The following is a 22646-nucleotide window of genomic DNA, read 5'->3' on the forward strand; positions in this document are numbered from 1 at the left end:
CCTCTACGGATGCGATATCGGCATCTTTTTCCAGGTTGAACTGTACTTTCAGATTGTACTGACCGGAGCTAGTGCTGGTAGAATTCATGTCCAGCATGTTTTCTACGCCCATTACCTTCTGTTCGATTGCCTGAGCTACGGATTCCTCAACTGTATCGGCACTAGCGCCTACATACATTGTTTCAACAGAAATACGGGGCTTGGTAATCTGGGGATATTGGGCAATAGGCAAGCTCAAACCGGCTAAGACACCCATCAGAGTAATCAGGATAGCCAGCACTATGGCAAAGACCGGACGGTCAATGAAAAAACGAGCCATTTAGCTTACCTCCTTATTTTTGTGCGCCTTCCGCTTTGGTTCCTGTTTCCAAGTCAGCCTCAGTCATGGGCTGCGCTTTTACTTCGGAGCCTTGACGAATCTTGCCGGTGCCTTCAACAACAACGGTTTCATCGCCGTTCAGACCGCTCTTAACTACATACAGGCGGCCAACTGCGGGACCAAGTGTGATTTCTTTCATGGTAACTTTGTTATCACTGCCTACAACATAAACGAATTTCTTGTAGAGCATTTCGGTAACAGCACGTTGGGGAACCAAAATAGCGTTTTCAGCAATACCGCCGGTTGCCTGAACATGGGCAAACATGCCGGGCAGCAAGCGACGATCCGGGTTAGCGAAGGTAGCTTTGATGGTCAAAGTACCGGTATTATCGCTCATACCGCGGTTAACTTCGGCAACACGGCCTTTCAAGTCATAGGTGCTGCCATCGCTGAGGACTGCAGTCAAGTTATCCAAAGCTGCACCACCGGCGCTGTTAGTCTTTGACAAAGTCAGATATTCAGGTTCAGCGATGCTGAATTTGATGTATACGGGGTCAGTGTTAGAAATTTTGGTCAGCACAGTCTGACCTGCAGTAGCATAGTTACCTACTTCCATGGAAGTGGTATCAATACGGCCGCTGAAAGGAGCAGTTACGCAGGTTTCGCTCATATTGGTTTGAGCGTTTTGCAGCAATGCTTCTTGAGCGCTTACAGCAGCAGCAGCTTGGTCGCGCTGCATAACAGCATTATCCATAACTTGTTTAGAAACTGCATTATTAGCATACAGCTTGGTATAGCGTTCTGCATCCATAGCTGCGTTAGCTAATGCTGCGCGAGCGTTAGCCAAATTAGCTTGAGCATTGAGCAGGTTTGCTTGATAGGTACGTTGGTCGATGGTGTACAGGGTTTGGCCTGCTACAACCTTGTCGCCACCTTTAAAGAATTTGCCGGTAATCTGACCGGTAACTTGGGAACGCAGCTCCATTTCCTGAGTCGCCTCTACAGAACCGGTGTAATCATAAACGATAGGAGTATCGCGCTTGATTACCTGCATGGTCTTTACCAAGGTTGCTTGGGGAGCAGCTTGTTGCTTTTTAGCACAGCCTGCCACCGTCAGCATTACTGCTACAGCCAAGGAAGCAGCCAAAGCCTTCTTCCCGCGACCGGAGCGGATAAAACTAAACATATAAAAACCTCCTTATCCTCACTTCAGAAACTATCACATTTATTATAATCAGAATAGACTATGACCCAGTTTCAGAATAATACTATTATACGCAACAGAAATCAGAAAAGCAAACTTGATTATTTGAGATTATAACCACTTTACTCGCAAATACTCTTGTTTTCTCTAGCTTTCACGCAAAACTGACTGACCAGTCAGTTTCCTAGCCATTTCTTATCTTTGAGGAACTTATGCAGATTGCCTAAAGCGAAACCAGCAACTTCATCCTTACCATCCACACGTTCCATCAAGAAAAGATTTTTCCCTTCAATGTACCATTCTCGCGGCAAAGAATCCCAAGACATGGTTTTGTTGGTGCAAAGTACTTTTAACAAAGCTAATAAATCTTTATCATCAACGTGCAGAACGTCTTTCAAAGCAAGTTTTTCCCCGGTAGTAGGGTCGATGTTGACGTGATGATGAACAAAGTCGCTCTTACCGCTAATAAGCTGTAAGCTCAATACCCGTGCATCTGCGGTGATTACCTTAAACGCCATATCCGCAGCACCGGCGTAAAACATTTGCAGATAATCAGTATTTTCCTCAGCAAGAAGCTCGTTGATCTTCTTTTGCAACTCTAAATTTTGGGAAGCAAAAACAGGATAGGTCGCTTCACCACCTGGCAACACCATTTTATAAGGAAGGATTGTTCCTGCTGCAAACTCATAACCATCATTAATAGTATTATTTTTATCTGCAGGCGGAGCTGTCATAATGGTTAAAGAACCGTGAAGCCATTTTTTTTGTTTCAGCTGTTCTTCCTGAGTTTGCTTGTCCGTTGCAGTATCTACTCCAGCAAGGCGCCACACTGCACCTACATCAGCCCACTGCTTGCTACGGTTCCCCAATTGTTGGCAGCTAAACAGTTCCTGCTGGCCATCGCCGTCCACATCATGGACGGTTAAAGCATGAAGTCCGCCGTACTCCACCCTGCCCTGCAATTCCACCCCTTCGCGCATGGGTACGGTGTTTTCCTTGCCATCAACTAAAGTCACTAGCAGATTATCTTCCTTTATATGCGCCTTACTTACAATCCCCATACTATCGGCAGAGCTAAAAATTTCTTCCACCTGTTTAGGCTTAGCAAAGTCGAGAATACGGAACTCCCGCGGTGCACTCCAATCGCCTTGGCCAAGGCTGACTAAAAGCTGCTCCCCTGCCTCCGCAGACTTGGGCTGCACCTGCACTGCTGCCAGTAAAGGATTGTAGCCGCCCTTAATAGAAGGCTTGCAGGCTGTTATAAGCGTGCCGTCTGCAGCATTCACCATCAACAACAGATCATCGGCATAACCGTTGGGCAAGCGTTCCCCCCACAGTTGAACAGTAGCACTGCCTTGCGCTAGCTGCAGTTCCGTTTCCCCCAAAAGAGTTTCCGCTGCCAGTGCCGGCACACTCACTATCATAGCGCAGGCTACTGCTGCCAGCTGACTATATAAAAACTTTCTCACAAGTACCCGTCCTTTCTCCTTCAAAAAGCATAGCTGTAGTAGCCAGCAAAAATTCTTTACACATATATTATAACATTATTAACACTTAGAATATAGCAAAGCACAGATATTTTACACATCTTCTACTTTTTCGCAAAATTTCTCCAAAAAGTAATGCTTTTTTCTTATATTTAGTGTACAATATTATTACAAATTTTCACCAACTTTGTAGTATGGTAGAAGGGAAGTATAGTTATGAAAAAGATTATCGCGTTACTCATGGCCATGTGCATGATGCTTGTGCTGGCCGGCTGCGGTGGCAACGACGCCAAAAAAGCAGCACCCAAAGAAAAAGTTAAAGTCAGCCTCGGCATGCTGCGTTTGACCAGCAGTGCACCGCTCTTTATCGCTATGGATAAAGGCTTCTTTGCTGAAGAAGGCATTGAAATCGAACCCCAATGGTTTGATGCGGCCCACCCCATTGCCGTATCCACTGCCTCCTCTAAGGTAAATGTAGGTGCTACCGGCATCACTGCCAGCCTCTACAACATGGCAGCTAAAGGCCAAAAACTGGGCATCGTAGCCGATAAAGGCCGCGAACAAAAAGGTTATTCTTCTTCCGCACTTTTGGTAACCACCGATAACTTTAACAAAGGCGTAAAATCTTTAAAAGACATCAAAGGCAAACGCATTGGTATTACCCAAAAAGGTTCTACCTTCCATTATATGTTAGGCCGTATGCTGGAAACCCAAGGCATGAGCCTCAACGACGTAGAAATCGTTCCTTTAAATAAATTAAGTGCCGTTATGGCAGCTTTGGAAAGCAAGCAAATTGATGGCTGCATCCTCAACGAACCCAACATCGGCAAAGTACAAAAAGCAGGCTATGGCAAATTGGTTGTACAGGTTGGCGACCTTATCCCCTACCAAACTTCCGCCATCTTCTATTCTCCTGAATTCATGCAGAACAAAGATGCTGCTACCCGCTTTATGAAAGCCTATGTAAAAGCTTGCAACTACTATTATGAAGCAGCAATCGAACGCAAGGATGCTAAAAAGCTTGACGAAGTGGTTGCTATTACTTCCAAATATGTAAAAGCCCCTGCAGAAGATATTAAAGCTGGTCTGCCCTATCTTGATAAAAACGGTCAACTGTTGGCTAGCGATATTGAAACCCAAATCAAATGGTACACTGCCAATAAGATGATTTCCGGTAAACTGGAAGCTAAAGACGTTGTCAACACTTCCTTCCAAGAAGCCGCAACAAAATAAACACATACACTAAGCTAAGGCTGGGGCATTACACCCTCAGCCTTACTTTTTAAGGAGAAGTCTATGAAACTAGTAATCGATAAAATTTGTAAAGAATTTACTGATGGTCGCGGTAAGGCACTGCCCGTACTGCAGGATATCGACATTACCGTGAGGGAAGAAGAATTTGTAGCTTTGGTAGGTCCCTCCGGTTGTGGCAAATCCACCTTGCTCAATATTTCCAGCGGTTTGCTGGAGCCTACCAGCGGCACCGTAAAATTTACGGAAGTAGCCGCAGGCTATCACCCCCGCATGAGCATCGTCTTTCAAGAAACAGGGCTTTTCCCTTGGCGCAATGTCCATGACAATATTGCTTTCGGCTTAGAAACTGCGGGTATGCCCGTTGCTCAAAGAGAAGAACGCATTAAACATTATATTGAACTCGTTGGCCTCAAAGGCTTTGAAAACTCCTTTCCTCACCAACTTAGCGGTGGTATGCGCCAACGCGTAGGCATCGCCCGCGCTTTGGCTATCGAACCGGACCTGCTGCTAATGGACGAACCGTTCAGTGCTTTGGATGCCCAAACCCGCACTATTATGCAGGAAGAACTTGTTACCCTGTGGGAGAAGACAAGACTGACCACCCTTTATGTTACCCACAATATTCAGGAAGCAGTAATGCTAGCAGATAGAGTTGTCCTGCTCAGCCGTCGTCCCGGCAAAGTCAGCAAAATCCTTACTATTAACATTCCCCGTGCAGATAGGGATAAACCTGAACATGCGGAGGAAATTGCGGAGTTTATCCGTATTATTTGGGAGCACATTGCCAAAGATGCCCGTGCAGCCTTGATGGAGGTGGAAGAATAATGACGGATAAGCAAACCCATGAATATGTAGTCCGCAACCGTATGACTCATTGGCAAAAGACATATCCCCACTGGATAAGCGTGCTATCCATCTTTTGCCTGTTGATTATTTGGGAATTAGTCTGCCGCGCAGGTTTAGTTTCTTCCTTGTTTTTACCTGCACCCAGCCAAATCATCCTCTCCCTGTTCACCATGATTGGTGACGGTGAAATCGGTCTAAGCTTAGCAGCTAGTATGTATCGTATATTAGTAGGTTTCGTAGTTGGCAGCGCCATCGGTCTTGCTGTGGGCCTAGTAACAGGCACCTCCGCTTTGGCAGATAAGATTGGCAACCCCATCGTCAACGCCCTTTACCCCATTCCTAAGATTGCATTGTTACCATTGTTCATCCTGTGGCTAGGCATTGGCGAACTTTCTAAAGTAACGATTATCGCCCTTGGCGTATTCTTCCCCGTAGCGATGAATACTTATAGCGGCGTAAAAAATGTGGATACACTGCTTATCAAAGTAGCAGTAAGCTTCAACGCCAGCTGGTGGAAAACCATGAAAAGCGTAGTTCTGCCCAATGCTCTGCCCATGATTTTCGCAGGCTTGCGCTTGGCAGCAGGTACTTCCCTACTTCTTTTGGTAGCAGCAGAAATGATTGCTGCCCAAGTAGGTATCGGCGCCCTCATCCTCCACTATGGCGATTTGATGATTACTGACCGCCTTATGGCAGGCGTTATAGTCCTTTCCCTTTTGGGCTTGATTTTCAACCTACTCTTGCAAAGGTTGGAAAAGAAGGTAGTGCCTTGGAAAAATTAACACGTTTTACAACATCTCGAGGTAATAATTAATTTCATCATGGATACAAATACAAATTTCGGCTCTGAAAAAATTAGCAAATTGTTATTAAAAATGGCTCCACCCGTAATGCTGGCCCAACTTATCCAAGCTGTCTACAATATCGTAGACAGCTTCTTTATCGGACAATACGGAGAAAATGGTCTAACCGCCCTGTCCATTATCTTCCCCCTGCAGCTGTTGATGATTGCTCTAGCTGTTGGCACAGGCGTTGGCATCAATACCATTATGGCCTCCTGCTTAGGCAAAAAGTTGGTAAAAGAAGCTAATGTCTATGCAGGTATAGGTACGCCCTTAGCGTTGCTGTTATGGCTGCTGGTTGCTGTTGCCAGTTGGTTTATTATGCCTAGTTATGCCTATATCTCCACTTCTTCCCCCGCTGTTATTGAAGATGTTATTACCTACGGACGTATTGTCTGCGTCTTTGGCATCGGCTTGTTTCTAGAAAGCATTTGGACCAAGGTACTCCAAGCAGAAGGTGATATGAAAACACCCATGTATGCCCAAATTGCCGGGGCCGTAACCAATATCGTCTTGGATCCTATTCTGATTTTTGGCTTATGTGGCAGCCCTCGTTTAGGCATTGCCGGTGCAGCCATCGCCACTGTAATCGGTCAAGCCATTGCTGCCCTTGTAGTCTTCAAACAAGGCTATCGCCCTTCCCCGGGATATAGCGTCTACCTCAGTCACACCTTGACCATCTTCCGTTTAGGTGTACCCAATATGCTTATGCAGATGACCTGCACCTTCTATATCCTTGGCTTAAACCTTATTTTAGCTATGTTCTCTGACCAAGCAGTCACAGTGTTAGGCTTATACTACAAATGGCAGACTTTTCTCATTATCCCTTTAATGGCAATGTTAACCTGTATAGTACCTATTATAAGTTTTAACTACGCTGCGAAAAATATCAATCGCTGTAAAGAAACTATGCGTGTAGCTACCTATTCCAGCTTGAGTCTGATGCTTATCGGCACCTTAATCTTTGAACTTATTCCCGTGCCTTTATTAGCTGTCTTCAGTTCCGACCCCTTAGTTTATGAGATTGGTGCCACTGGTTTCCGCATTATCGCCATCAGTTTTGCACCACTGGTAACATCCTTACTCTTTCCCACCTTCTTCCAAGCTATCGGCTTCGGCGTTACCAGTAGTGTGCTCACCGTTCTGCGTACTATCGTTCTTTTTGTTCCTTTAGGCTACTTCTTTGCCCAATACGGCTTAAACTGGTTCTGGTGTACCTTCCCTGTAACGGAGACCATCACTACTGCTGTAAGCTTTCTGCTCTATCGTTTCTTTCTTAAACACGTGTAAAGCAAGTTATAATACTTTTAACCTACTGTTTCTTTCCAAGGCAGGAAGAAGCAGTAGGTATCTGTTTGATTTTTCAGATTATTCTTGTAATTATCCTTTGCTTGTGTTATACTATCCTCGGTAGATAAAGCGCTTTGTTGTATCAATCTATAATGAAAGTGGTGCAATATGTGAAAACACTAAAAGAAAAATATACCAGTCTCTCCGATAATGAATTAAAATCTATCGTGAGCTATGATATATCTGAAAACGGAACATTGATGGATGATGAAATCATGAAACTAGTTTTTCAGGATAAAGAATGTACGCAAGTAGTAATAAACACTGTTTTAGAACGATCTGATTTAAAAGTAGTAGCAGTAGACACAGAACATAAACTACTCAATCACAACCATCGCAATGTCCGATTAGATATTTATGCCAAAGACTCTGCAGGTTCTCTTTACAATATTGAAATTCAAAAAGATAATCGAGGAGCTATTCCCGAACGAGCTCGCTTAAACAGCAGTAATATGGATACCCATGCCTTACTCAAAGGTGATAAAGCAAAAGATATACCTACGACCTATGTTATTTTTATTACTCAACATGATGTAATGGGCGGTGGATTTCCTCTTTATAATATTGACCGCACCATAAAGCAAATGAACAATGCTCTTTTTAACGATCGTTCACACATCATCTATGTTAATGGAGAATATAAAGAAAATGATACCATAGGTAGATTGATGCAGGATTTTCAAAATAGTGTGCCGAATACTATGCACAACAGAGTATTAGCTGATAGTCTTCGTAATCTGAAGGGAGGTAACTCAAAAATGTCTTTAGGTCCCGCAGTTAAAGTTTTACAAGAGCGTGCAGAAGCAAGAGCTAATTTGGCAACTGCTGCAAAAATGATCAAAGATGGTCTACCTGTAAGCATGATTCAAAAATATACTCAAGTTACTACAGAAAAGCTACAAGAACTCGCGCAAACCCTTAATACTAAATTAGTAATGTAAAATCGACAAAACGCCCTGCTACTATTCCTCTAGAATGTACAGGGCGTTATTCATTTGCTTAAAATTTTTTATCGTAAAATAACTTTTTTGCTTTGTAATGGGTCCCCGTTAAAGAAAAGATTGGTGTTGCTTCTATACGCACAAAACTCTGCTATATCTTTTGCAAACAACACTTGTAATATGGCTTACACATTTGCTATACACAGGCTAAGCAAAAGCGTGACATTCCTTATTGTTTAAGAAATCTTTTAATTTCCTTAAATAATAAAACTATAGTAAAAACCATCTTGACACATATTGCAAATATCTGTTATATTTGTTACATATGGTGCACACGCACCACAAATCCATTATAAAGGAGGCGTATTATGAGTACTAACAACTCTACGCAACATGTTCAAATTTCTTTGGCTGACCCGACTCCCCTTGGTCTGTTCGGTCTTGCAGTAGTTACTATGGTAGCTTCTGCCCAAAAAATGGGAATCGTTTCTGATGTATCCTGGGTGCTGCCTTGGGCGCTGATGTGCGGTTCTTTTGCCCAAATTTTAGCGGGCATTCTCGATTACTGCCATAAGAATATTTTTGGTGGTACTATCTTCTGTGCTTTTGGTTTCTTCTGGTCTGCAGTTGGCATGAGCTGGATGATTAAAGCCGGAACCTTTGGTACTGCACTTGCTGCCGGAGTTGATGGTAAAGCTATTGGTTTCGCATTCTTTGCGTACTTCCTCTTTGCTTGCATTGGTACCATTGCTGCCTCTTCCGCGAACCTGTTCCTGTTCAGCGACATGGTTCTTATAGACGTACTGCTCCTGTGCTTGGCGCTGGATGCTTGGGGCATTGGCGGTCACGCTCCCCACGCTATTGCTGCTTATGCAGAAATGGGCATCTCCCTCCTGTCCCTTTATGGCGCAGGCGCATCCTTCCTCAACAACTTCTACGGCCGTACTTTCTGGCCTGTAGGCGCTCCTGTTAACAACTGGAAGCAATAAGGTAAAGCTAATGTTTCCCTGCTACCGAAACGGCGGCAGGGAATTTTTATATCTATAATAATATGAAAAGCCACTACCTGCCACTGCCAGAAATTCCCCCACCTACCCTCCTTTTTATGGTATAATAGGTGTAGCATTTGTAAAATGTGGAGGAAATTACTACATGGCTTTTTATCGTAAGAGCAAAAATTACAACACTAATGTGAAGAAAATAAATATCGATATTCTTAAAAACACTCGCTATAAAAAAGTTTATAGCGCCCTCGTGCAAGCTAAAAAACTTTACGCTGTTGACAAATCTGCTTGCTGCCTTAAACTGCGCTATGCATTGGAAATGATTATCGCCCAACTATTGGAAATCACCAATAAAGACAGCGCTCCCAACAACTCCACTTTGGAGAACATCAAGATTTTGGAGCAGGCTATCCCTCCGATTCTACGCACTGCTCCCGGTTGTGACATTATTGGGGAAATGCACACCCTTCGCATCAACGGCAACAATTCCGTCCATTACGGCAGCAACAGGAACAGAAACATTGATAAATCCACCCATACCTGTTGGATCGCCATGGAAAAGATTTGCTACTGGATAGTAGATTTTGAAGCAAAATATCGCGATTATATGGAGCAAAAGGAGTTAGCGGAACAAAAAGCTAGACGCACCCGTGCAGCCATCAACCAAGTAAACAACACTTGGTACCACATCGGCAAAGGACTTTTAGCACTTCCCAAAATGATTGTCAGTGCCATCTTCGGCTCGAAGAAAAAGTAAATACATAAAAAGCCTAGGCTACGTCTAACGCAGTCTAGGCTTTTGTTTTTAGAAGCTCATAATCCCGAAGGATTCCAAAAGCAGCATAATGTTCAGCACGATGACGATGACGCCAATAATACCCAGCGTAATATTCAAGCGAGTGCTATTGGCAAATTTACCCATAACCTTCTTGGAAGAGGTCAAATAAATCAACACACCAATCGTCCAAGGCAGCTGCACACTCAGCGCCATTTGGGAATAAATCAGCCCCGTAAAGGGATCATCAATAAACAGGATAATCAGCACGGCAAGCCAATAGGTAAGAAGCACACCATGCCAAGAGTGAGGATCCTGTACATCATAGCTTTCGCCAAAAATACCGGCATAAACGCTGGCACCTGCCATACCTGCGGTAGCGGTGGAAGAAATACCTGCAAAGAGCAAAGCTACAGCAAAAAGAATTGCCGCGCTATTTCCTAGCAAGGGCTCCAACAAATCTACTGCCTGCGCCAAGTCGTTTACTTGTACTTTGTTGGCAAAAAACACCGCTGCCGCCACCAAAATCATGGCACTGTTAATCGCCCAACCAATACTCATGGACAGCAGCGTGTCCAGAAATTCAAACTTTAACTGACGGCGGATAACATTATCATCCTCCAAATTCCAGTGCCTGCTTTGGATTACTTCCGAATGGAGGAAAAGATTGTGGGGCATAACCACCGCACCCAACACGCTCATAATAACCAAAAGCGAACCATGAGGAACGGCAGGCGTTACCCAACCTTTTACCGCCGCACCCCAGTCTAAAGGCACCATCAAAATTTCTGCTAAGAAGGATAGACCGATTAAAGATACAAAGCCAATAATAATCTTTTCCAGCTTGCTATAGGAATTGGAGCGCAACAGCCAAGAACATAACGCCGCCATAATAATGCTTCCCAACCACAAAGGAATGTTAAATAACAGCTGTAAGGCAATGGCACCGCCTAAAATTTCTGCTAAAGATGTCGCTACCGATGCCATAACGGCAGAAAGCAGAATGGGACGGGAAATCCACTTGGGCAAATAGGCAGTTGCCGCTTCGCTAAGGCATAAGCCTGTGGCAATGCCCAAATGGGCTGCATTATGCTGCAGGATAATCAGCATAATAGTGGACAAGGTTACCATCCAGAGCAGCACATAGCCATAGTCCGCACCTGCCGCTAAATTAGACGCCCAGTTACCTGGGTCGATAAAGCCCACGGTAATCAGCAGTCCCGGTCCGATATAGCGCAGAATTTCTTCCGCTGTAGAACGATGAGGATGCTTATCCCCATAATGTTTTAAATCCATAGAATACCTCTACTACTTTAATAAGTTTTCAACTTTTGCGCTTGCTTCCGCCAGCACTGCCTGCACCTGCAACGCAGGCACCTGTTGCCACGGAATGACAAACTGAGGTGTTTCCGGCAATGGAGCTATGGTTTTGCCCATCCACACCATATCCAGCCAATGGCCATGTTTGAACCCTGTATTCTCAAAATCACCGATTACCTTATAGCCTTGGCTTTTATGCATACCTACGCTATGGAGATTGCTCTTAGTTACGCACGCATAAGCATGTACTACATGCTGTAATGCCAAAATTTGCTCCAACGCTGTATAAAGGACTTTGCCTAACCCCCAGCCTTTGCCTGCAGGTGCTAAGTAGATGGTTACTTCTGCCCCCCATTGGTAAGCAGCACGCTCAATAAAGGGATGAGCATAGACGTAGCCTAGAATCTCTTCCCCACGCTGGCAGACAAGATAGGGAAATCTTTTGCTAATGGAAGCAATTCTTTCGGCGAACTTCTCCACGGAAGGCAGTTCATATTCAAAGGATACATCGCTGAAAGTTCTGTCTTCACTAACTACGTAAGGCTTATAAATCGCCAATAATTTTTCTGCGTCCGCTACGGTAGCAGGACGCACCTGTATTTCTTCATTCATTAGGTATTACCTCCACTTCAAACATTCTGCTCCATGGCAGTATATACGTAAAATCATCGGCAATAGCGCCCATGTAAGGAGCGCTTACCTGTTTTATTTCCCGGGTAATAAAGTTTTCTGCTGCAGTACGTTGTTCGTCATTCAAGCCGCTATTAGGCCAATAGTTAGGCCAAACCAACTTGGTATAAGCTTGCATGCGTACATTCGCTTGATATGCCCAATCATCAAGATAGCGCTGATTCAACAATTGCTCCCGTACCCCCGGCAAATACATATCATTCAGTAAGCCTTGCGCCAAAGCAAAGCCCAAGCTATTGCCAGCAGTATTCCAGCCACCATACGCAGCCACTTTGTGAGCAACACCTTTAGTCCACAGCTCTTTTACTAAAGCATTATCGGCACCATTACCAAATTTAATATCTGCCACTGCCACATTATGACCATTAGCAAGGAGGCGTTCTACCTTGTGAACAAAATTAGTAGTTTCCTTGGGTACTACATAGTTGTTGACAGCATTAGCTGCTTCTAAAGTTATACCATCTTTTGGTGTGTTAACTGCCAAAATCAAATCAGCGCGTTTGCGCAGTTTAGCAGGGAAACCACCTGCTGCAAAAATATGCTGCTTAGCGCTTTCCGCTACTGTATCATCTTCGTAAGTAGGCACAGTAGCACCACCTTTACCGACAGCATAAGTTACGTTGACCAAGGGCAGTTCGTACTGCAGCCTATTGGAAGCACGACTCAAGAGCAACAAGCCCAATTGGTCCGCACCGGAGAAAAAGCGAATGCGCTCTTTCGGCAGTTCATTAACTAAAATATCCATAACACGTGCTTCCCGATGTGCTTGGGAAAAAGGCGCAGTATCATCACGACCAATAAGCAGATAATCAAAATCGCCACTTTCCACGCCATGGAGCAAAAGCTCGGTCGCACGGATATTGTTAGCGCGACGTTGGTACATATCCTCCTGCACCGCCGGAGGAATTTCTCTACGTAAATCTGCCAACTCCTGTACTTCTCGACGTTCGATCTGCTTTAACTCCAGTTTATCCTCTAAAGCACCCATACGGAAAAGCTTCGGCCCCCACTCTTTATAATAGGCAGGCTCTACAGGAGCACTGCTTGCCTTGGGAGAACGCATAATAGTAGTAAAGATATAGATTTTATTACCACCATAATCACGTTTTAAATTAACTAACCGTTCTGCACGCTGTGCCAAAACAGACATAGGAATTTCATGAGTACGGCTGGCAACAAGCCCGCCATAGATAAGTGCATCGGAAGAAGCTACTACAGCAACAGACTCCTCAACATTATCTTCCAGCCAGTCAAACAGTGCTTCCGGATTGCCATCCTGTAAATGGTTTGCAAGCAGCTCCGCAGGAGGCGTTTGCACATCCCATCCTGCACCACGCATAGTTTGCACAGTATAATCAAGACACACAGGGCGATTATCCATAGGGACGTAAAGAATGGTTCCCTTTGCAGCCCATGCACTATTGGTCAAAAGCAATATAGCGACAAAAAAGAGAATACGTAAAGCCTTCATTTTTCAGACTCTCCTTAAAACAAAAATACCCTAATTGGATATTTCGCCAATCAAGGTATTTTTTCCTCTATTAAATTAAAATAATAATTGCTTCCGTCTTTTAATTGTTTTGGAAACGGGAAAGGAAGTCGCGAGTACGTTGGTTTTTGGGATTGCCAAAAAGCTGCTTGGGCTCGCCTTCCTCAGCAATAACGCCTTGATCAATAAAGATAATGCGGTTAGATACATCACGAGCGAAAGCCATTTCGTGGGTTACAATAACCATGGTCAAGCCTTCATCAGCCAAAGTACGGATAACGCGCAGTACCTCGCCTACCATTTCCGGATCCAGTGCGGAAGTGGGTTCGTCCATCAACAGCACTTCCGGCTCCAACGCCAAAGCTCTGGCAATAGCCACACGTTGCTTTTGACCACCGCTCAGCTGATGAGGTTTAGCATTAACATAGCTGTCCATGCCAACGTGCTTCAAATACTTCAAGGCAGTAGCTTTAGCTTCTTCCTTGCTTTTACCTAAAACCTTTACCTGACCAACCATGCAGTTTTCTAAAACAGTCATGTTGTTAAACAGGTTGAAGGATTGGAATACCATACCCACTTTGGTACGGAACAAAGTCAGCTTTTTGAAAGCCTCATGAACATCCTGTCCACGATATTCAATATTACCAGCAGTGGGATGCTCCAAATAGTTTACGCAACGAATAAGGGTAGATTTACCGCTACCGGAAGGACCGATGATACAGACTACATCGCCGCGATGAATGTCAAAGCTGATACCCTTGAGAATTTCTCTTTCGCCAAAAGATTTTTTCAAATCACGGACGGATACAAGCAATTCTTTTTCCATTTTTAATACCGTCCTTTCTGCTTCTTGGTGGGCAGAGGAACTGCACCACAGGGATCCATCATGGGGTCATAAGTTACAAGTTGATAATCCTTAGGACCATCCATCTTGCTTTCTGCCCAACGGAGCAGACGGGAAGCAGTAAATGTCATGATGAAATAAATTACGCAGGTAATGAAGAAAATCTCAAAATATTTGTAGTAAACGCCTGCTGCAGATTTGGAAGCAAAGTACAGCTCGGTTACAGAGATTACGTTCAATACAGAGGTATCTTTAATATTAATAATCAAGTTATTGCCCAACTGCGGCATTACGTTACGCAATGCTTGAGGCAGGATTACACAACGCATGGTTTGGAAATGGTCCATACCAATGGCAATAGCTGCTTCCTTTTGACCGGGGTCAACGGACTCAATACCACCGCGTACAGTTTCTGCCATGTAGGCACCGGTGTTGATAGAAACAACGAAGAAACCTGCAAACATAGGAGACATATCAATATTGAACATGCTCATAGCGCCATAGTAACAAACCATAGCCTGTACAATCATAGGCGTACCACGGAAAACTTCTACATAAGCGTCCAAAATACGTTGTACGCAGCGTACACAGCCTTTTTTGAAAGCACTATCGTTATCTTCCATAGGAATAGTTTGGATTACGCCTACTACCAAACCAATCAAGCAACCAATAATGGTACCTACCACTGCTAGCAGCAAGGTTACAGCTGCGCCCTTCAGCAGTACGTGACCATATTCATGCATCAAATACACTACCCAGCCAAAAAATGTTTCTGGCATCAATTACACCACCTTAAAATCAACTTTATCAACTTGTGAAAAAAGGGGCGACAAGCTGCCGCCCCCAAAAAGTTACGCCTTATTTTGCCAAGGGTTGTTTTTTAATTGCTTCGTCCATAATCTTGTTGAAGTCAGCTTCAGTCATGGAGCCCAGAACTTTGTTCATAGCATCAACCAATTCTTTGTTGCCCTTCTTAACTGCAACGCCGATTTCTACGTCTTCACGAGAGGTTTTGAAGCCTTTGCCTTCAGGGAAGGTTACCATTGCCAACTCAGGGTTAGCAAAAGCAGCAGCTTTTGCAGTCGGGATATCAGTTACAATCAGGTTAACTTTGCCGGATTTCAAAGCTACGATCATACCGGGAACGGTATCAATAGCAGGCAGCTTTTTAACTTCGGGAACTTGATCGATTTGGTCATACCAAATGGTGTTGATTTGAGAAGTAGCAATGGAGCCTTTCAAATCAGCAACACTCTTAGCTTGTGCTTGGGGAGAATCTTTTTTAACCAGTGCTACTACAGTTGCATAGTAGTAAGGTTTGGTAAAGTCAACAGTTTCTTTACGTTTGGAGGTAATGGACATACCTGCGATAGCAGCATCGATTTTGCCGCTTACAACTGCAGGGGGCAGACCGTCCCATTCAATCTTATGTACTTCCAAAGTTGCACCCATGGAATCAGCCAATTTTTTAGCGATGATTACGTCATAGCCATAAGCATATTCGTTGGAGCCGGCAATTTTAACCGCGCCACCTTCAGCAGAGGTTTGAGACCAGTTGTAAGGAGCGTAACCGCATTCCATACCAACCTTCAATACTTTTTTCGGAGCTTCAGCCTTTTTGTCGCTGCCACCGCAGCCAGCCATAATGGCCATTGCGCCAACCATCATGCAGCACAGAGCTGCTTTAGCAAATTTCTTCAAATTCATAACACACACACCTTTCCTTGAGTGGATATCCTTTTTCATTAACTAATACTGTACTATATTACTAAAAAAAATGCAATAGCTGCCGCAAAGATATAATGTATACATGAATATACATTACCATTACTGTATAATCTTACGAATTTTCTCCACTATGATAACACTTGCCGCAAAACCTGCTACAACCAACCACTCCTGCCACAGGAGCGGTGCAGTACGCAGTATCTTTCCTCCAAAGAATGTAAGTGCAATTTGAATTGCCGCCACTAGGGTCATAACTTCTACAAAGCTGCTCTTACCTGCTAGATTATTAGTCAAGCCTTTACCATCAGCACGCACGTTGAAGCCATTGGCAATCGCCATAAAGATAAAGGTGCAGAAAAAACCTGTATAAGTGTAGATATGGTCCGCTGCATCACGGAAAAGATGATCTACCCAACTACTTTGGAAGAAGACAATGCCCACTATCGTCATATAGGCACCTGCAGTAACAATCTGCCCCAGCATTTTACGGCTTACCAAAGGCGCAGTACGCTGACGGGGACACTCCTCAAGATAAGCCTGCAGAGCAGGTTCTCCGCCAAATGCCATGGCAGCCAAAGTATCCATGACTAAATTAATCCATAAAATCTGGGTAATGGTCAATGGCTTATCGATACCTAAAAAGGGTGCAATAAAACTAATTCCTACAGCAGCAAAATTTATAGTTAATTGAAAGACGATAAACTTACAAATAGAATGATAGATAGTACGCCCGTAGAGAATTGCCTTCTGAATACTCAAGAAATTGTCATCCAAAATTACAATATCCCCTGCTTCCTTGGCTACTTCCGTACCACTGCCCATGGCGAAACCAACATCTGCTTTTTTCAAAGCTGGTGCATCGTTTACGCCGTCGCCTGTCATGCCCACTACTAAATCCAACTCCTGCGCCAAGCGTACTAAACGGCTTTTATCCGTAGGTAAAGCACGGGCTACTACCCGCAATTTAGGCAGAAGCTCTTTCACTTGCGCATCGCTTAATGCTGCCAATTCTGTCGAAGCCAGCACCAAATCCGTATCCTTCTGCAGCAAACCTGCGTCCTGTGCAATAGCGGTAGCCGTTTCTTTGCGGTCGCCGGTAATCATTACTACCTGCACGCCTGCGCCCTGTACGCCTGCAATGGCAGCCACTGCTTCCGGACGCACTTCATCACGAATGGCTACTACTGCCATCAACGTCAACGGTTCATCCTTATAACGCACGCATAACGCTAACAGGCGCATGGCTTTGCTTGCCAACGCATCCATTTTCCGCTCCAGCGCTTCTCTTCGCGCCTCAGTGAATTTTTCCCGCATACCTGTAGCAGTAAGATAAAAACTTGCTTGAAGCAAAAGTTTTTCCGGTGCGCCTTTCAGTAAAGCATACTCTGCGCCCTGATTACGTACCACAGCTTCAGAATATTTTGCCGTACTATTGAAGGGTATAAAGGCAATGCGTTCAGTAACAGACTCAGGGCGCACAGCGCCTAAAAAATTGCTCAAAGCAGTTTCCGTCATATTGCCCCCTACAATCCTGTCTGCTGTTACGGTTGCAGAAGTATTAAGTAAAACTTGTTGGCATAACAATTCCTTTTGTAAAGCAGGCAGTTCTGCTACACTGCTATACTCCCTGCCGTCAGCGGTGAGATAATTTACCAGCTCTAATTTGCCTTTCGTAATAGTGCCTGTTTTATCCGTAAACAATAGATTCAAGCTACCAGCAGTTTCAATACCTACCAGCTTACGTACAAGGACATTGTCCTTCAACATCTTGCGCATATTTAGGGAAGAAACTATAGCAATCATCAAAGGCAGTCCTTCCGGTACTGCCATCACGATAATAATGATGCCCAAAATGATCGCCTGCAGTAAATCGCTGACTACGGTAGCAGGCTGCGCTACATAGTTTGTAAAACCACCGGCCAGGTGCAGCTTGTGCAGCATAGTACCTAAGATAATCAAAGCACTGCCTGCATAGCCTAATTTGCTAATCTGCTGTGCCAAGTGCTTTAGCTTCAACTTAAGCGGACTATCCCTTTCTTCCGTCTTCAGTTCTTGAGTTAACTGTCCATACATGGAGGCATCACCAATTTTTACTGCTTCCATAATGCCTTGCCCGGAAGTAACTACACTGCCACGATACAATCTATTTTTTGCCAACAAATCAATAGGCATAGCATCCCAAGGCGTAGTATTCTCGGCAGGCGCTTTCTCAGCTTCCTCACTTTCACCGTTTAAAACAGCTTGGTCTACAGCTAGACTCCCTTCTAGCATAATTCCATCCGCCGGTACTTTGTCCCCTGCTGCCAAAATAACGGCATCACCTACAACGATCTCATCAATGGGCAGTTCTACAGGCTCCCCATCACGCCATACACGGCAATAAATCCGTGATGCTTCCTCCTGCAGTTTCTGAAAAGCATTTTCATTGCTATACTCAGACCAGGTAGCAACTAAAGTTGCCAACATAATAGCTACAAAAATCCCAGCTGTTTCTACCCAATCACCATGACCGGTGTAGACAAAAACTACATTAACAAGTAATGCCACTAATAGAATGCGTATAATAGGATCTTGAAAATTATCCCACAACTTTTCTGTAAAAGTAATCTTCTTAGCTCCACTTAGTGCATTACTGCCATGCTTAGCACGAGAAGCTTCCGCCTCAGCAGTAGTTAAACCATATTTTTTCATTTTGAGCTCCTTTCTTTTGCTAAAATAAAAAGGCGAGACCATGCTATAGTACATCAAATACTATAACAAAGTCTCGCCATTTAGTCGCAATCCGGGTTCCCGTGAGAACCGTACTGACGGTAATGCGAACGCAGCTACCTGCGCCGGCTACTCCCTTTATTAATGGAGATTATGAAATTAGTCAGCCCAAACAGTTTTCATCAGTTTAGCATATTCGTCTTGCAGGTGTTTCAACACTACATCGATTACTGCGTGCACCAGTTCCGGCATGAATTCATTGTCGGTAGTAGGAATGCAGCTTTCGATAACGATATCGCCGTTGTCATTAGCATAATATTTGAAAACTTTGTAGTTTTCGTTCAAGCTGTTCAGATGAGCCATAACAGCTGCTCTGTTTTTATCTTTAACCAAGCCTGCGCCAACGCGAACTTGCAGCATTACATAAATGCTGTCATCAATAACCAGCATGGTCGGCAGGTTTTGACCATTAACTTCCATAGCAGAACGATAAACAACAGGGTTCATATCGCCTTCTACTTCTTGGATTTGGAAAACGTTGATGTTTCTGTCATTGAGGAATTTAGTAAATTTTTCAGCCTTAATATTCATTATAAGGACCTCACTTTCAGTTTTCTTGAATATATTATACACTAATTCCCCCATAAGGGGAACTATATATTAACTTTCAAAATATGATTTTTAAAATATTTTACATCTACCGGATTCATGCTTGCAGACTTTTAGCAAAATCATAACCGAATTGTTCAGCAGCCTGCAAATTTGGTTCTTGAGGAGTCCATTTACAATTATGACCCGGCAACATTTCGCTACAGAATTTGCCCAACATTTCTTCCATATCCTTTTGGGCACCTCCTGCCCAACCGAAAGTACCGAAGGCTGCACACTTCTTGCCTGTAGGACACAACCCCTTCAAATAAGTAAGCAAAGCACCCATGGAAGGCATCATACCACAGTTAAGAGTGGGAGAACCAACTAAGAAACCACTGGCAGTAAATATTTCTGCAGCAATAGTGCTGTTGGGAGTTTGGCTCAGTTTGAAAACCTTTACTACTACGCCAGCTTTTTGCGCACCTTGAGCAATAGCGCGAGCCATTTTTTCCGTGCCACCCCACATGCTGTCATAAGCAATAACAAGACTACCGTCGCTTACGCCTTGACCCCATTTAGCATAGCAATCAACGATTTCTTGGATATAGGTACGCCATACTACACCGTGACTGGGGGCAATCATAGCAATATCCAGACCACCAACCTTAGTCAAGGCTTTGCCAACCAAACGCGCATAAGGCCACAGGATATTAGCAAAATATTTACGTGCTTCGTAGAAAAGTTCCGCCCTGTCCACTTCATCATCAAAACGCTTGCTAGTTGCATAGTGTTCGCCAAAAGCATCGTTGGAGAAAAGCAGCTTTTCTTCCGGGCAGTAGGTTGCCATATTATCAGGCCAATGGAGCATGGTCATCATAGCAAAGACCAGATTACGTTTACCGATGGACAAAGAAGCACCATCTTTTACTACTTCAAAGTTAAAGATATCACCATAATGTTGGATAGCTTCGTTCTTGCCTGCCATAGTAATGATAAATTTGGCATTGGGGCAAGCCTTCGCCAATGCAGGCATTGCACCGGAGTGGTCAGGTTCAACATGGTTAATAATAATGTAATCAATTTTCTCAGGCTCTACTACTTGGCCGATGTTGCGCAGTAACTCCTCAGCAAAAGGCGCCTTCACTGTATCCACAAGGGTAATCTTTTCGTCCATAATCAAATAGGAGTTATAGGTTGCACCGCGCTCTGTTTTATAACCATGAAAATCACGTACAGCCCAATCCTGTACACCAACATCATAAATATCAGGAACTATTTGTATAGGTTGCATTGTACTTCCTCCTCATTTAAAGAAATTCAGATTATACTTATAAATTCTCCAAGGTAACGCTTTTTTCCTGTTTGTTCAGCAATAAAACATTTTCGTGGAATTTGTTTAATGTACTACGATGTCCAACGCTGACTACGGTAGTACGCAAAAGCCGTTCAGCCAAAAGCTTATACATAATGGCTTCTGTTTCTTCGTCCAAAGCAGATGTTGCTTCATCTAAGAAAAGCCATGCAGGTTCTTGGATATGGGCACGAACAAACGCAAGGCGCTGCTGCTCGCCTACGGATAAAACATGGCTCCAATCAGCTACAAGATCCAACTTGTCCTGCAAATAGCCTATTTGACAGGTTTCCATGAGTTTCTTTAATGCTGCATCCGTCATGGGCTTAGTACCCGGGTAAAGCAAAGCTTCACGCAATGTTCCCAAAGGAATATAAGGCTTCTGTGGAATAAACATCAGCTTATCACTTTCAGGTAGATTGATTTTGCCGTCTACAAAAGGCCAAATGCCTGCAATAGCACGCAGCAAGGTACTTTTACCGCTACCACTGACACCTTTGATCAATACATTTTTCCCAGGTTTCAGAGTAAAGCAAATATTTTGCAAAAGCGGTGTGCCGTCAGGCAGATTGACCTGCATTCCTTCTGCACTGACTGCGGAAGAAGTAGCAAAACGTTCCAAGTGGAAACGTTCAGCTTCAGCAGAAACCTCCTGCATATGGCGTCCGAAATAAGTCAAACGCATTACAACAGCCTGCCAAGCAGCAATACTGGTATACATATCAACAAAGTAAGAAAGTGCCCCCTGTACATTGCCGAAAGCACTGGATACCTGCATCAACCCACCTAAAGTGAATTCTCTCTTTAGATAACGACTCATAGCTGCGACAAAGGGGAAAATAATGGCGATTTGAGAATAACCGGAGTTCAGCCACACAAGCTGTTTCTGCTTATTAACAAGGCGCCAAAAATTTTCCAATAATAATTTAAAACGCTCTTTGAAAACTAAACCTTCTTGCGCTTCACCGCGATAGAAAGCGACACTTTCCGCACTTTCACGCAAACGAATCATACTGAAACGGAAGTCAGCTTCGTAACGTTGTTGTACGAAATTCAAACTAACTAGCTTGCGACCTACGATATGAGTAATATAGGTACCAATAATGGAATAAACTAGTGCTGCCCAGAAAAGATAACCTTCAATGGTCCATGTCTGACCAAAAGCTTGGAAAGTATATGGTCCGGATAGACGATAAAGAATCACAACAAAAGAAGCAAACGTGCAGAAAGATTTTAAAATACCTACGCTAAAACTCAATGTCATTTCAACAAAGAGGCGCACGTCTTCAGAAATACGTTGGTCCGGGTTATCTGTATCCTTGCCAAACATCTGTAATTGATAATAAGTTTTGTTTTTTAACCAAATATCAATAAAACGCGTAGTCAGCCAGCGACGCCAATTTAAAATTAAGGTTTGTTGTAGATAATAAGAATACACAGCCATAATAATATAAATAGCAGCTAACCAGGAGAAATGTATTAATTCGTCATAGATTTTGTCAGTCTCATAGTTTTGCAGAGCACTATAGAAGCTGTTATTCCATTGGTTTAACAACACCAGCATATAGACGATGCCAAGTGTTAGAGCAATAATGCATCCTAAAAGGAAAAAAGCCTTCTTCTTTTCTTCGGACTGCCAATAGCTTTTGGTAAGATACCATACATCTTTAAAGAATTGTTTTGATAAAGAAAATTTATACACTGAAATAACACCTTCTATTACTTAATTAGTTTCTGACTTATTTTCAATAAAAAAGAAAGTTTTATTTCATTATACAACAAAAATCCTACTTAGAGGATAGGTTCAAAGAAATTTTTCATGTTCGTTGCAACACATATTAACCTTATTATCAATTTATTTCTATACATAAAAAAAGAGCCCACCAAAAGGTGAGCTCTTAA

General features: G+C 43.5%; 20 protein-coding genes. 7 read left to right on the forward strand and 13 right to left on the reverse strand.

Annotated features, from left to right (window positions below):
• The 3 genes from ACJMM4_RS03245 to ACJMM4_RS03255 form a co-directional block, all read right to left on the reverse strand.
• The coding region (locus tag ACJMM4_RS03245) for an efflux RND transporter permease subunit (RefSeq protein WP_405383044.1) at window positions 1–319 on the reverse strand (319 nt) is incomplete at its 3' end.
• Window positions 320–332: 13 nt separating this feature from the next.
• Window positions 333–1505 (reverse strand): efflux RND transporter periplasmic adaptor subunit, encoded by a 1173-nt coding sequence (locus ACJMM4_RS03250; RefSeq protein WP_405379475.1) that lies wholly within the window; start codon window positions 1503–1505, stop codon window positions 333–335.
• A 194-nt stretch (window positions 1506–1699) separates the two neighbouring features.
• Window positions 1700–2992 (reverse strand): hypothetical protein, encoded by a 1293-nt coding sequence (locus ACJMM4_RS03255; RefSeq protein WP_405379474.1) that lies wholly within the window; start codon window positions 2990–2992, stop codon window positions 1700–1702.
• A 234-nt stretch (window positions 2993–3226) separates the two neighbouring features.
• Here ACJMM4_RS03255 and ACJMM4_RS03260 point away from each other — a divergent pair, with 234 nt between their 5' ends.
• The 7 genes from ACJMM4_RS03260 (at window position 3227) to ACJMM4_RS03290 (ending at window position 10004) form a co-directional block, all read left to right on the forward strand.
• The gene (locus ACJMM4_RS03260; protein WP_405379473.1) at window positions 3227–4243 is read left to right on the forward strand and encodes an ABC transporter substrate-binding protein; all 1017 of its coding nucleotides are present in this window, start codon (window positions 3227–3229) and stop codon (window positions 4241–4243) included.
• Between the two features lie 63 nt (window positions 4244–4306).
• Window positions 4307–5089, forward strand: a complete 783-nt coding sequence (locus ACJMM4_RS03265) for an ABC transporter ATP-binding protein (RefSeq protein WP_405379472.1) — start codon at window positions 4307–4309, stop codon at window positions 5087–5089.
• Window positions 5089–5892 carry an ABC transporter permease gene (locus ACJMM4_RS03270; protein ID WP_405379471.1) on the forward strand — a complete coding sequence of 268 codons (804 nt, stop codon included), beginning with the start codon at window positions 5089–5091 and terminating at the stop codon, window positions 5890–5892. Before ACJMM4_RS03265 ends, ACJMM4_RS03270 begins: the two co-directional genes overlap by 1 nt.
• Window positions 5893–6000: 108 nt before the next feature.
• The gene (locus ACJMM4_RS03275) at window positions 6001–7242 is read left to right on the forward strand and encodes an MATE family efflux transporter (RefSeq protein ID WP_405379470.1); all 1242 of its coding nucleotides are present in this window, start codon (window positions 6001–6003) and stop codon (window positions 7240–7242) included.
• A 170-nt stretch (window positions 7243–7412) separates the two neighbouring features.
• Entirely contained in the window at window positions 7413–8243 is an 831-nt protein-coding gene (locus ACJMM4_RS03280) for a PD-(D/E)XK nuclease family transposase (RefSeq protein ID WP_405383046.1), read from the forward strand.
• A 368-nt stretch (window positions 8244–8611) separates the two neighbouring features.
• Window positions 8612–9232 (forward strand): acetate uptake transporter, encoded by a 621-nt coding sequence (locus ACJMM4_RS03285; protein ID WP_405379468.1) that lies wholly within the window; start codon window positions 8612–8614, stop codon window positions 9230–9232.
• 163 nt (window positions 9233–9395) lie between these two features.
• Window positions 9396–10004: a hypothetical protein gene (locus ACJMM4_RS03290; protein WP_405379467.1), complete on the forward strand. Its 609-nt coding sequence runs from the start codon at window positions 9396–9398 to the stop codon at window positions 10002–10004.
• A 48-nt stretch (window positions 10005–10052) separates the two neighbouring features.
• On the opposite strand, the gene ACJMM4_RS03295 is transcribed toward ACJMM4_RS03290, so the two are convergent.
• The 10 genes from ACJMM4_RS03295 to ACJMM4_RS03340 form a co-directional block, all read right to left on the reverse strand.
• On the reverse strand, window positions 10053–11318 hold the full coding sequence (locus ACJMM4_RS03295) for an Nramp family divalent metal transporter (protein WP_405379466.1): 1266 nt from the start codon (window positions 11316–11318) through the stop codon (window positions 10053–10055).
• Between the two features lie 12 nt (window positions 11319–11330).
• Complete coding sequence (locus tag ACJMM4_RS03300) at window positions 11331–11954, reverse strand: GNAT family N-acetyltransferase (RefSeq protein WP_405379465.1); 624 nt, start codon at window positions 11952–11954, stop codon at window positions 11331–11333.
• Window positions 11947–13503, reverse strand: coding sequence for a DUF4127 family protein (locus ACJMM4_RS03305; RefSeq protein WP_405379464.1), 1557 nt, complete (start codon window positions 13501–13503; stop codon window positions 11947–11949). The genes ACJMM4_RS03300 and ACJMM4_RS03305 overlap by 8 nt, the downstream gene beginning before the upstream one ends.
• A gap of 100 nt (window positions 13504–13603) precedes the next feature.
• Window positions 13604–14347 (reverse strand): amino acid ABC transporter ATP-binding protein, encoded by a 744-nt coding sequence (locus ACJMM4_RS03310; protein ID WP_405379463.1) that lies wholly within the window; start codon window positions 14345–14347, stop codon window positions 13604–13606.
• A 2-nt stretch (window positions 14348–14349) separates the two neighbouring features.
• Complete coding sequence (locus ACJMM4_RS03315) at window positions 14350–15144, reverse strand: amino acid ABC transporter permease (protein ID WP_405379462.1); 795 nt, start codon at window positions 15142–15144, stop codon at window positions 14350–14352.
• A gap of 79 nt (window positions 15145–15223) precedes the next feature.
• Window positions 15224–16066, reverse strand: coding sequence for a transporter substrate-binding domain-containing protein (locus ACJMM4_RS03320; protein ID WP_405379509.1), 843 nt, complete (start codon window positions 16064–16066; stop codon window positions 15224–15226).
• Window positions 16067–16192: 126 nt separating this feature from the next.
• A complete protein-coding gene (locus tag ACJMM4_RS03325; protein ID WP_405379461.1) occupies window positions 16193–18784 on the reverse strand; it encodes a calcium-translocating P-type ATPase, PMCA-type in 2592 nt (863 codons plus the stop codon).
• Between the two features lie 177 nt (window positions 18785–18961).
• Window positions 18962–19393 carry a YbjN domain-containing protein gene (locus tag ACJMM4_RS03330; RefSeq protein ID WP_405379460.1) on the reverse strand — a complete coding sequence of 144 codons (432 nt, stop codon included), beginning with the start codon at window positions 19391–19393 and terminating at the stop codon, window positions 18962–18964.
• 115 nt (window positions 19394–19508) lie between these two features.
• Entirely contained in the window at window positions 19509–20684 is a 1176-nt protein-coding gene (locus ACJMM4_RS03335) for an FprA family A-type flavoprotein (protein ID WP_405379459.1), read from the reverse strand.
• A gap of 37 nt (window positions 20685–20721) precedes the next feature.
• Complete coding sequence (locus tag ACJMM4_RS03340) at window positions 20722–22446, reverse strand: ABC transporter ATP-binding protein/permease (RefSeq protein WP_405379458.1); 1725 nt, start codon at window positions 22444–22446, stop codon at window positions 20722–20724.
• Between the last annotated feature and the right edge of the window lie 200 nt (window positions 22447–22646).

It is taken from the genome of Phascolarctobacterium sp. (assembly GCF_045124115.1).
Lineage (GTDB): Bacteria > Bacillota > Negativicutes > Acidaminococcales > Acidaminococcaceae > Phascolarctobacterium_A.

Excerpts from the sequence above, each read along its gene's own strand:
- ACJMM4_RS03275 (WP_405379470.1), top strand. The coding sequence starts at position 6,001 with ATGCTGGCCCAACTTATCCAAGCTGTCTACAATATCGTAGACAGCTTC.
- ACJMM4_RS03285 (WP_405379468.1), top strand. The coding sequence starts at position 8,612 with ATGAGTACTAACAACTCTACGCAACATGTTCAAATTTCTTTGGCTGAC.
- ACJMM4_RS03300 (WP_405379465.1), bottom strand. The coding sequence starts at position 11,954 with ATGAATGAAGAAATACAGGTGCGTCCTGCTACCGTAGCGGACGCAGAA.
- ACJMM4_RS03305 (WP_405379464.1), bottom strand. The coding sequence starts at position 13,503 with ATGAAGGCTTTACGTATTCTCTTTTTTGTCGCTATATTGCTTTTGACC.
- ACJMM4_RS03295 (WP_405379466.1), bottom strand. The coding sequence starts at position 11,318 with ATGGATTTAAAACATTATGGGGATAAGCATCCTCATCGTTCTACAGCG.
- ACJMM4_RS03315 (WP_405379462.1), bottom strand. The coding sequence starts at position 15,144 with ATGCCAGAAACATTTTTTGGCTGGGTAGTGTATTTGATGCATGAATAT.
- ACJMM4_RS03260 (WP_405379473.1), top strand. The coding sequence starts at position 3,227 with ATGAAAAAGATTATCGCGTTACTCATGGCCATGTGCATGATGCTTGTG.
- ACJMM4_RS03250 (WP_405379475.1), bottom strand. The coding sequence starts at position 1,505 with ATGTTTAGTTTTATCCGCTCCGGTCGCGGGAAGAAGGCTTTGGCTGCT.
- ACJMM4_RS03335 (WP_405379459.1), bottom strand. The coding sequence starts at position 20,684 with ATGCAACCTATACAAATAGTTCCTGATATTTATGATGTTGGTGTACAG.
- ACJMM4_RS03270 (WP_405379471.1), top strand. The coding sequence starts at position 5,089 with ATGACGGATAAGCAAACCCATGAATATGTAGTCCGCAACCGTATGACT.
- ACJMM4_RS03265 (WP_405379472.1), top strand. The coding sequence starts at position 4,307 with ATGAAACTAGTAATCGATAAAATTTGTAAAGAATTTACTGATGGTCGC.
- ACJMM4_RS03310 (WP_405379463.1), bottom strand. The coding sequence starts at position 14,347 with ATGGAAAAAGAATTGCTTGTATCCGTCCGTGATTTGAAAAAATCTTTT.
- ACJMM4_RS03330 (WP_405379460.1), bottom strand. The coding sequence starts at position 19,393 with ATGAATATTAAGGCTGAAAAATTTACTAAATTCCTCAATGACAGAAAC.
- ACJMM4_RS03325 (WP_405379461.1), bottom strand. The coding sequence starts at position 18,784 with ATGAAAAAATATGGTTTAACTACTGCTGAGGCGGAAGCTTCTCGTGCT.
- ACJMM4_RS03290 (WP_405379467.1), top strand. The coding sequence starts at position 9,396 with ATGGCTTTTTATCGTAAGAGCAAAAATTACAACACTAATGTGAAGAAA.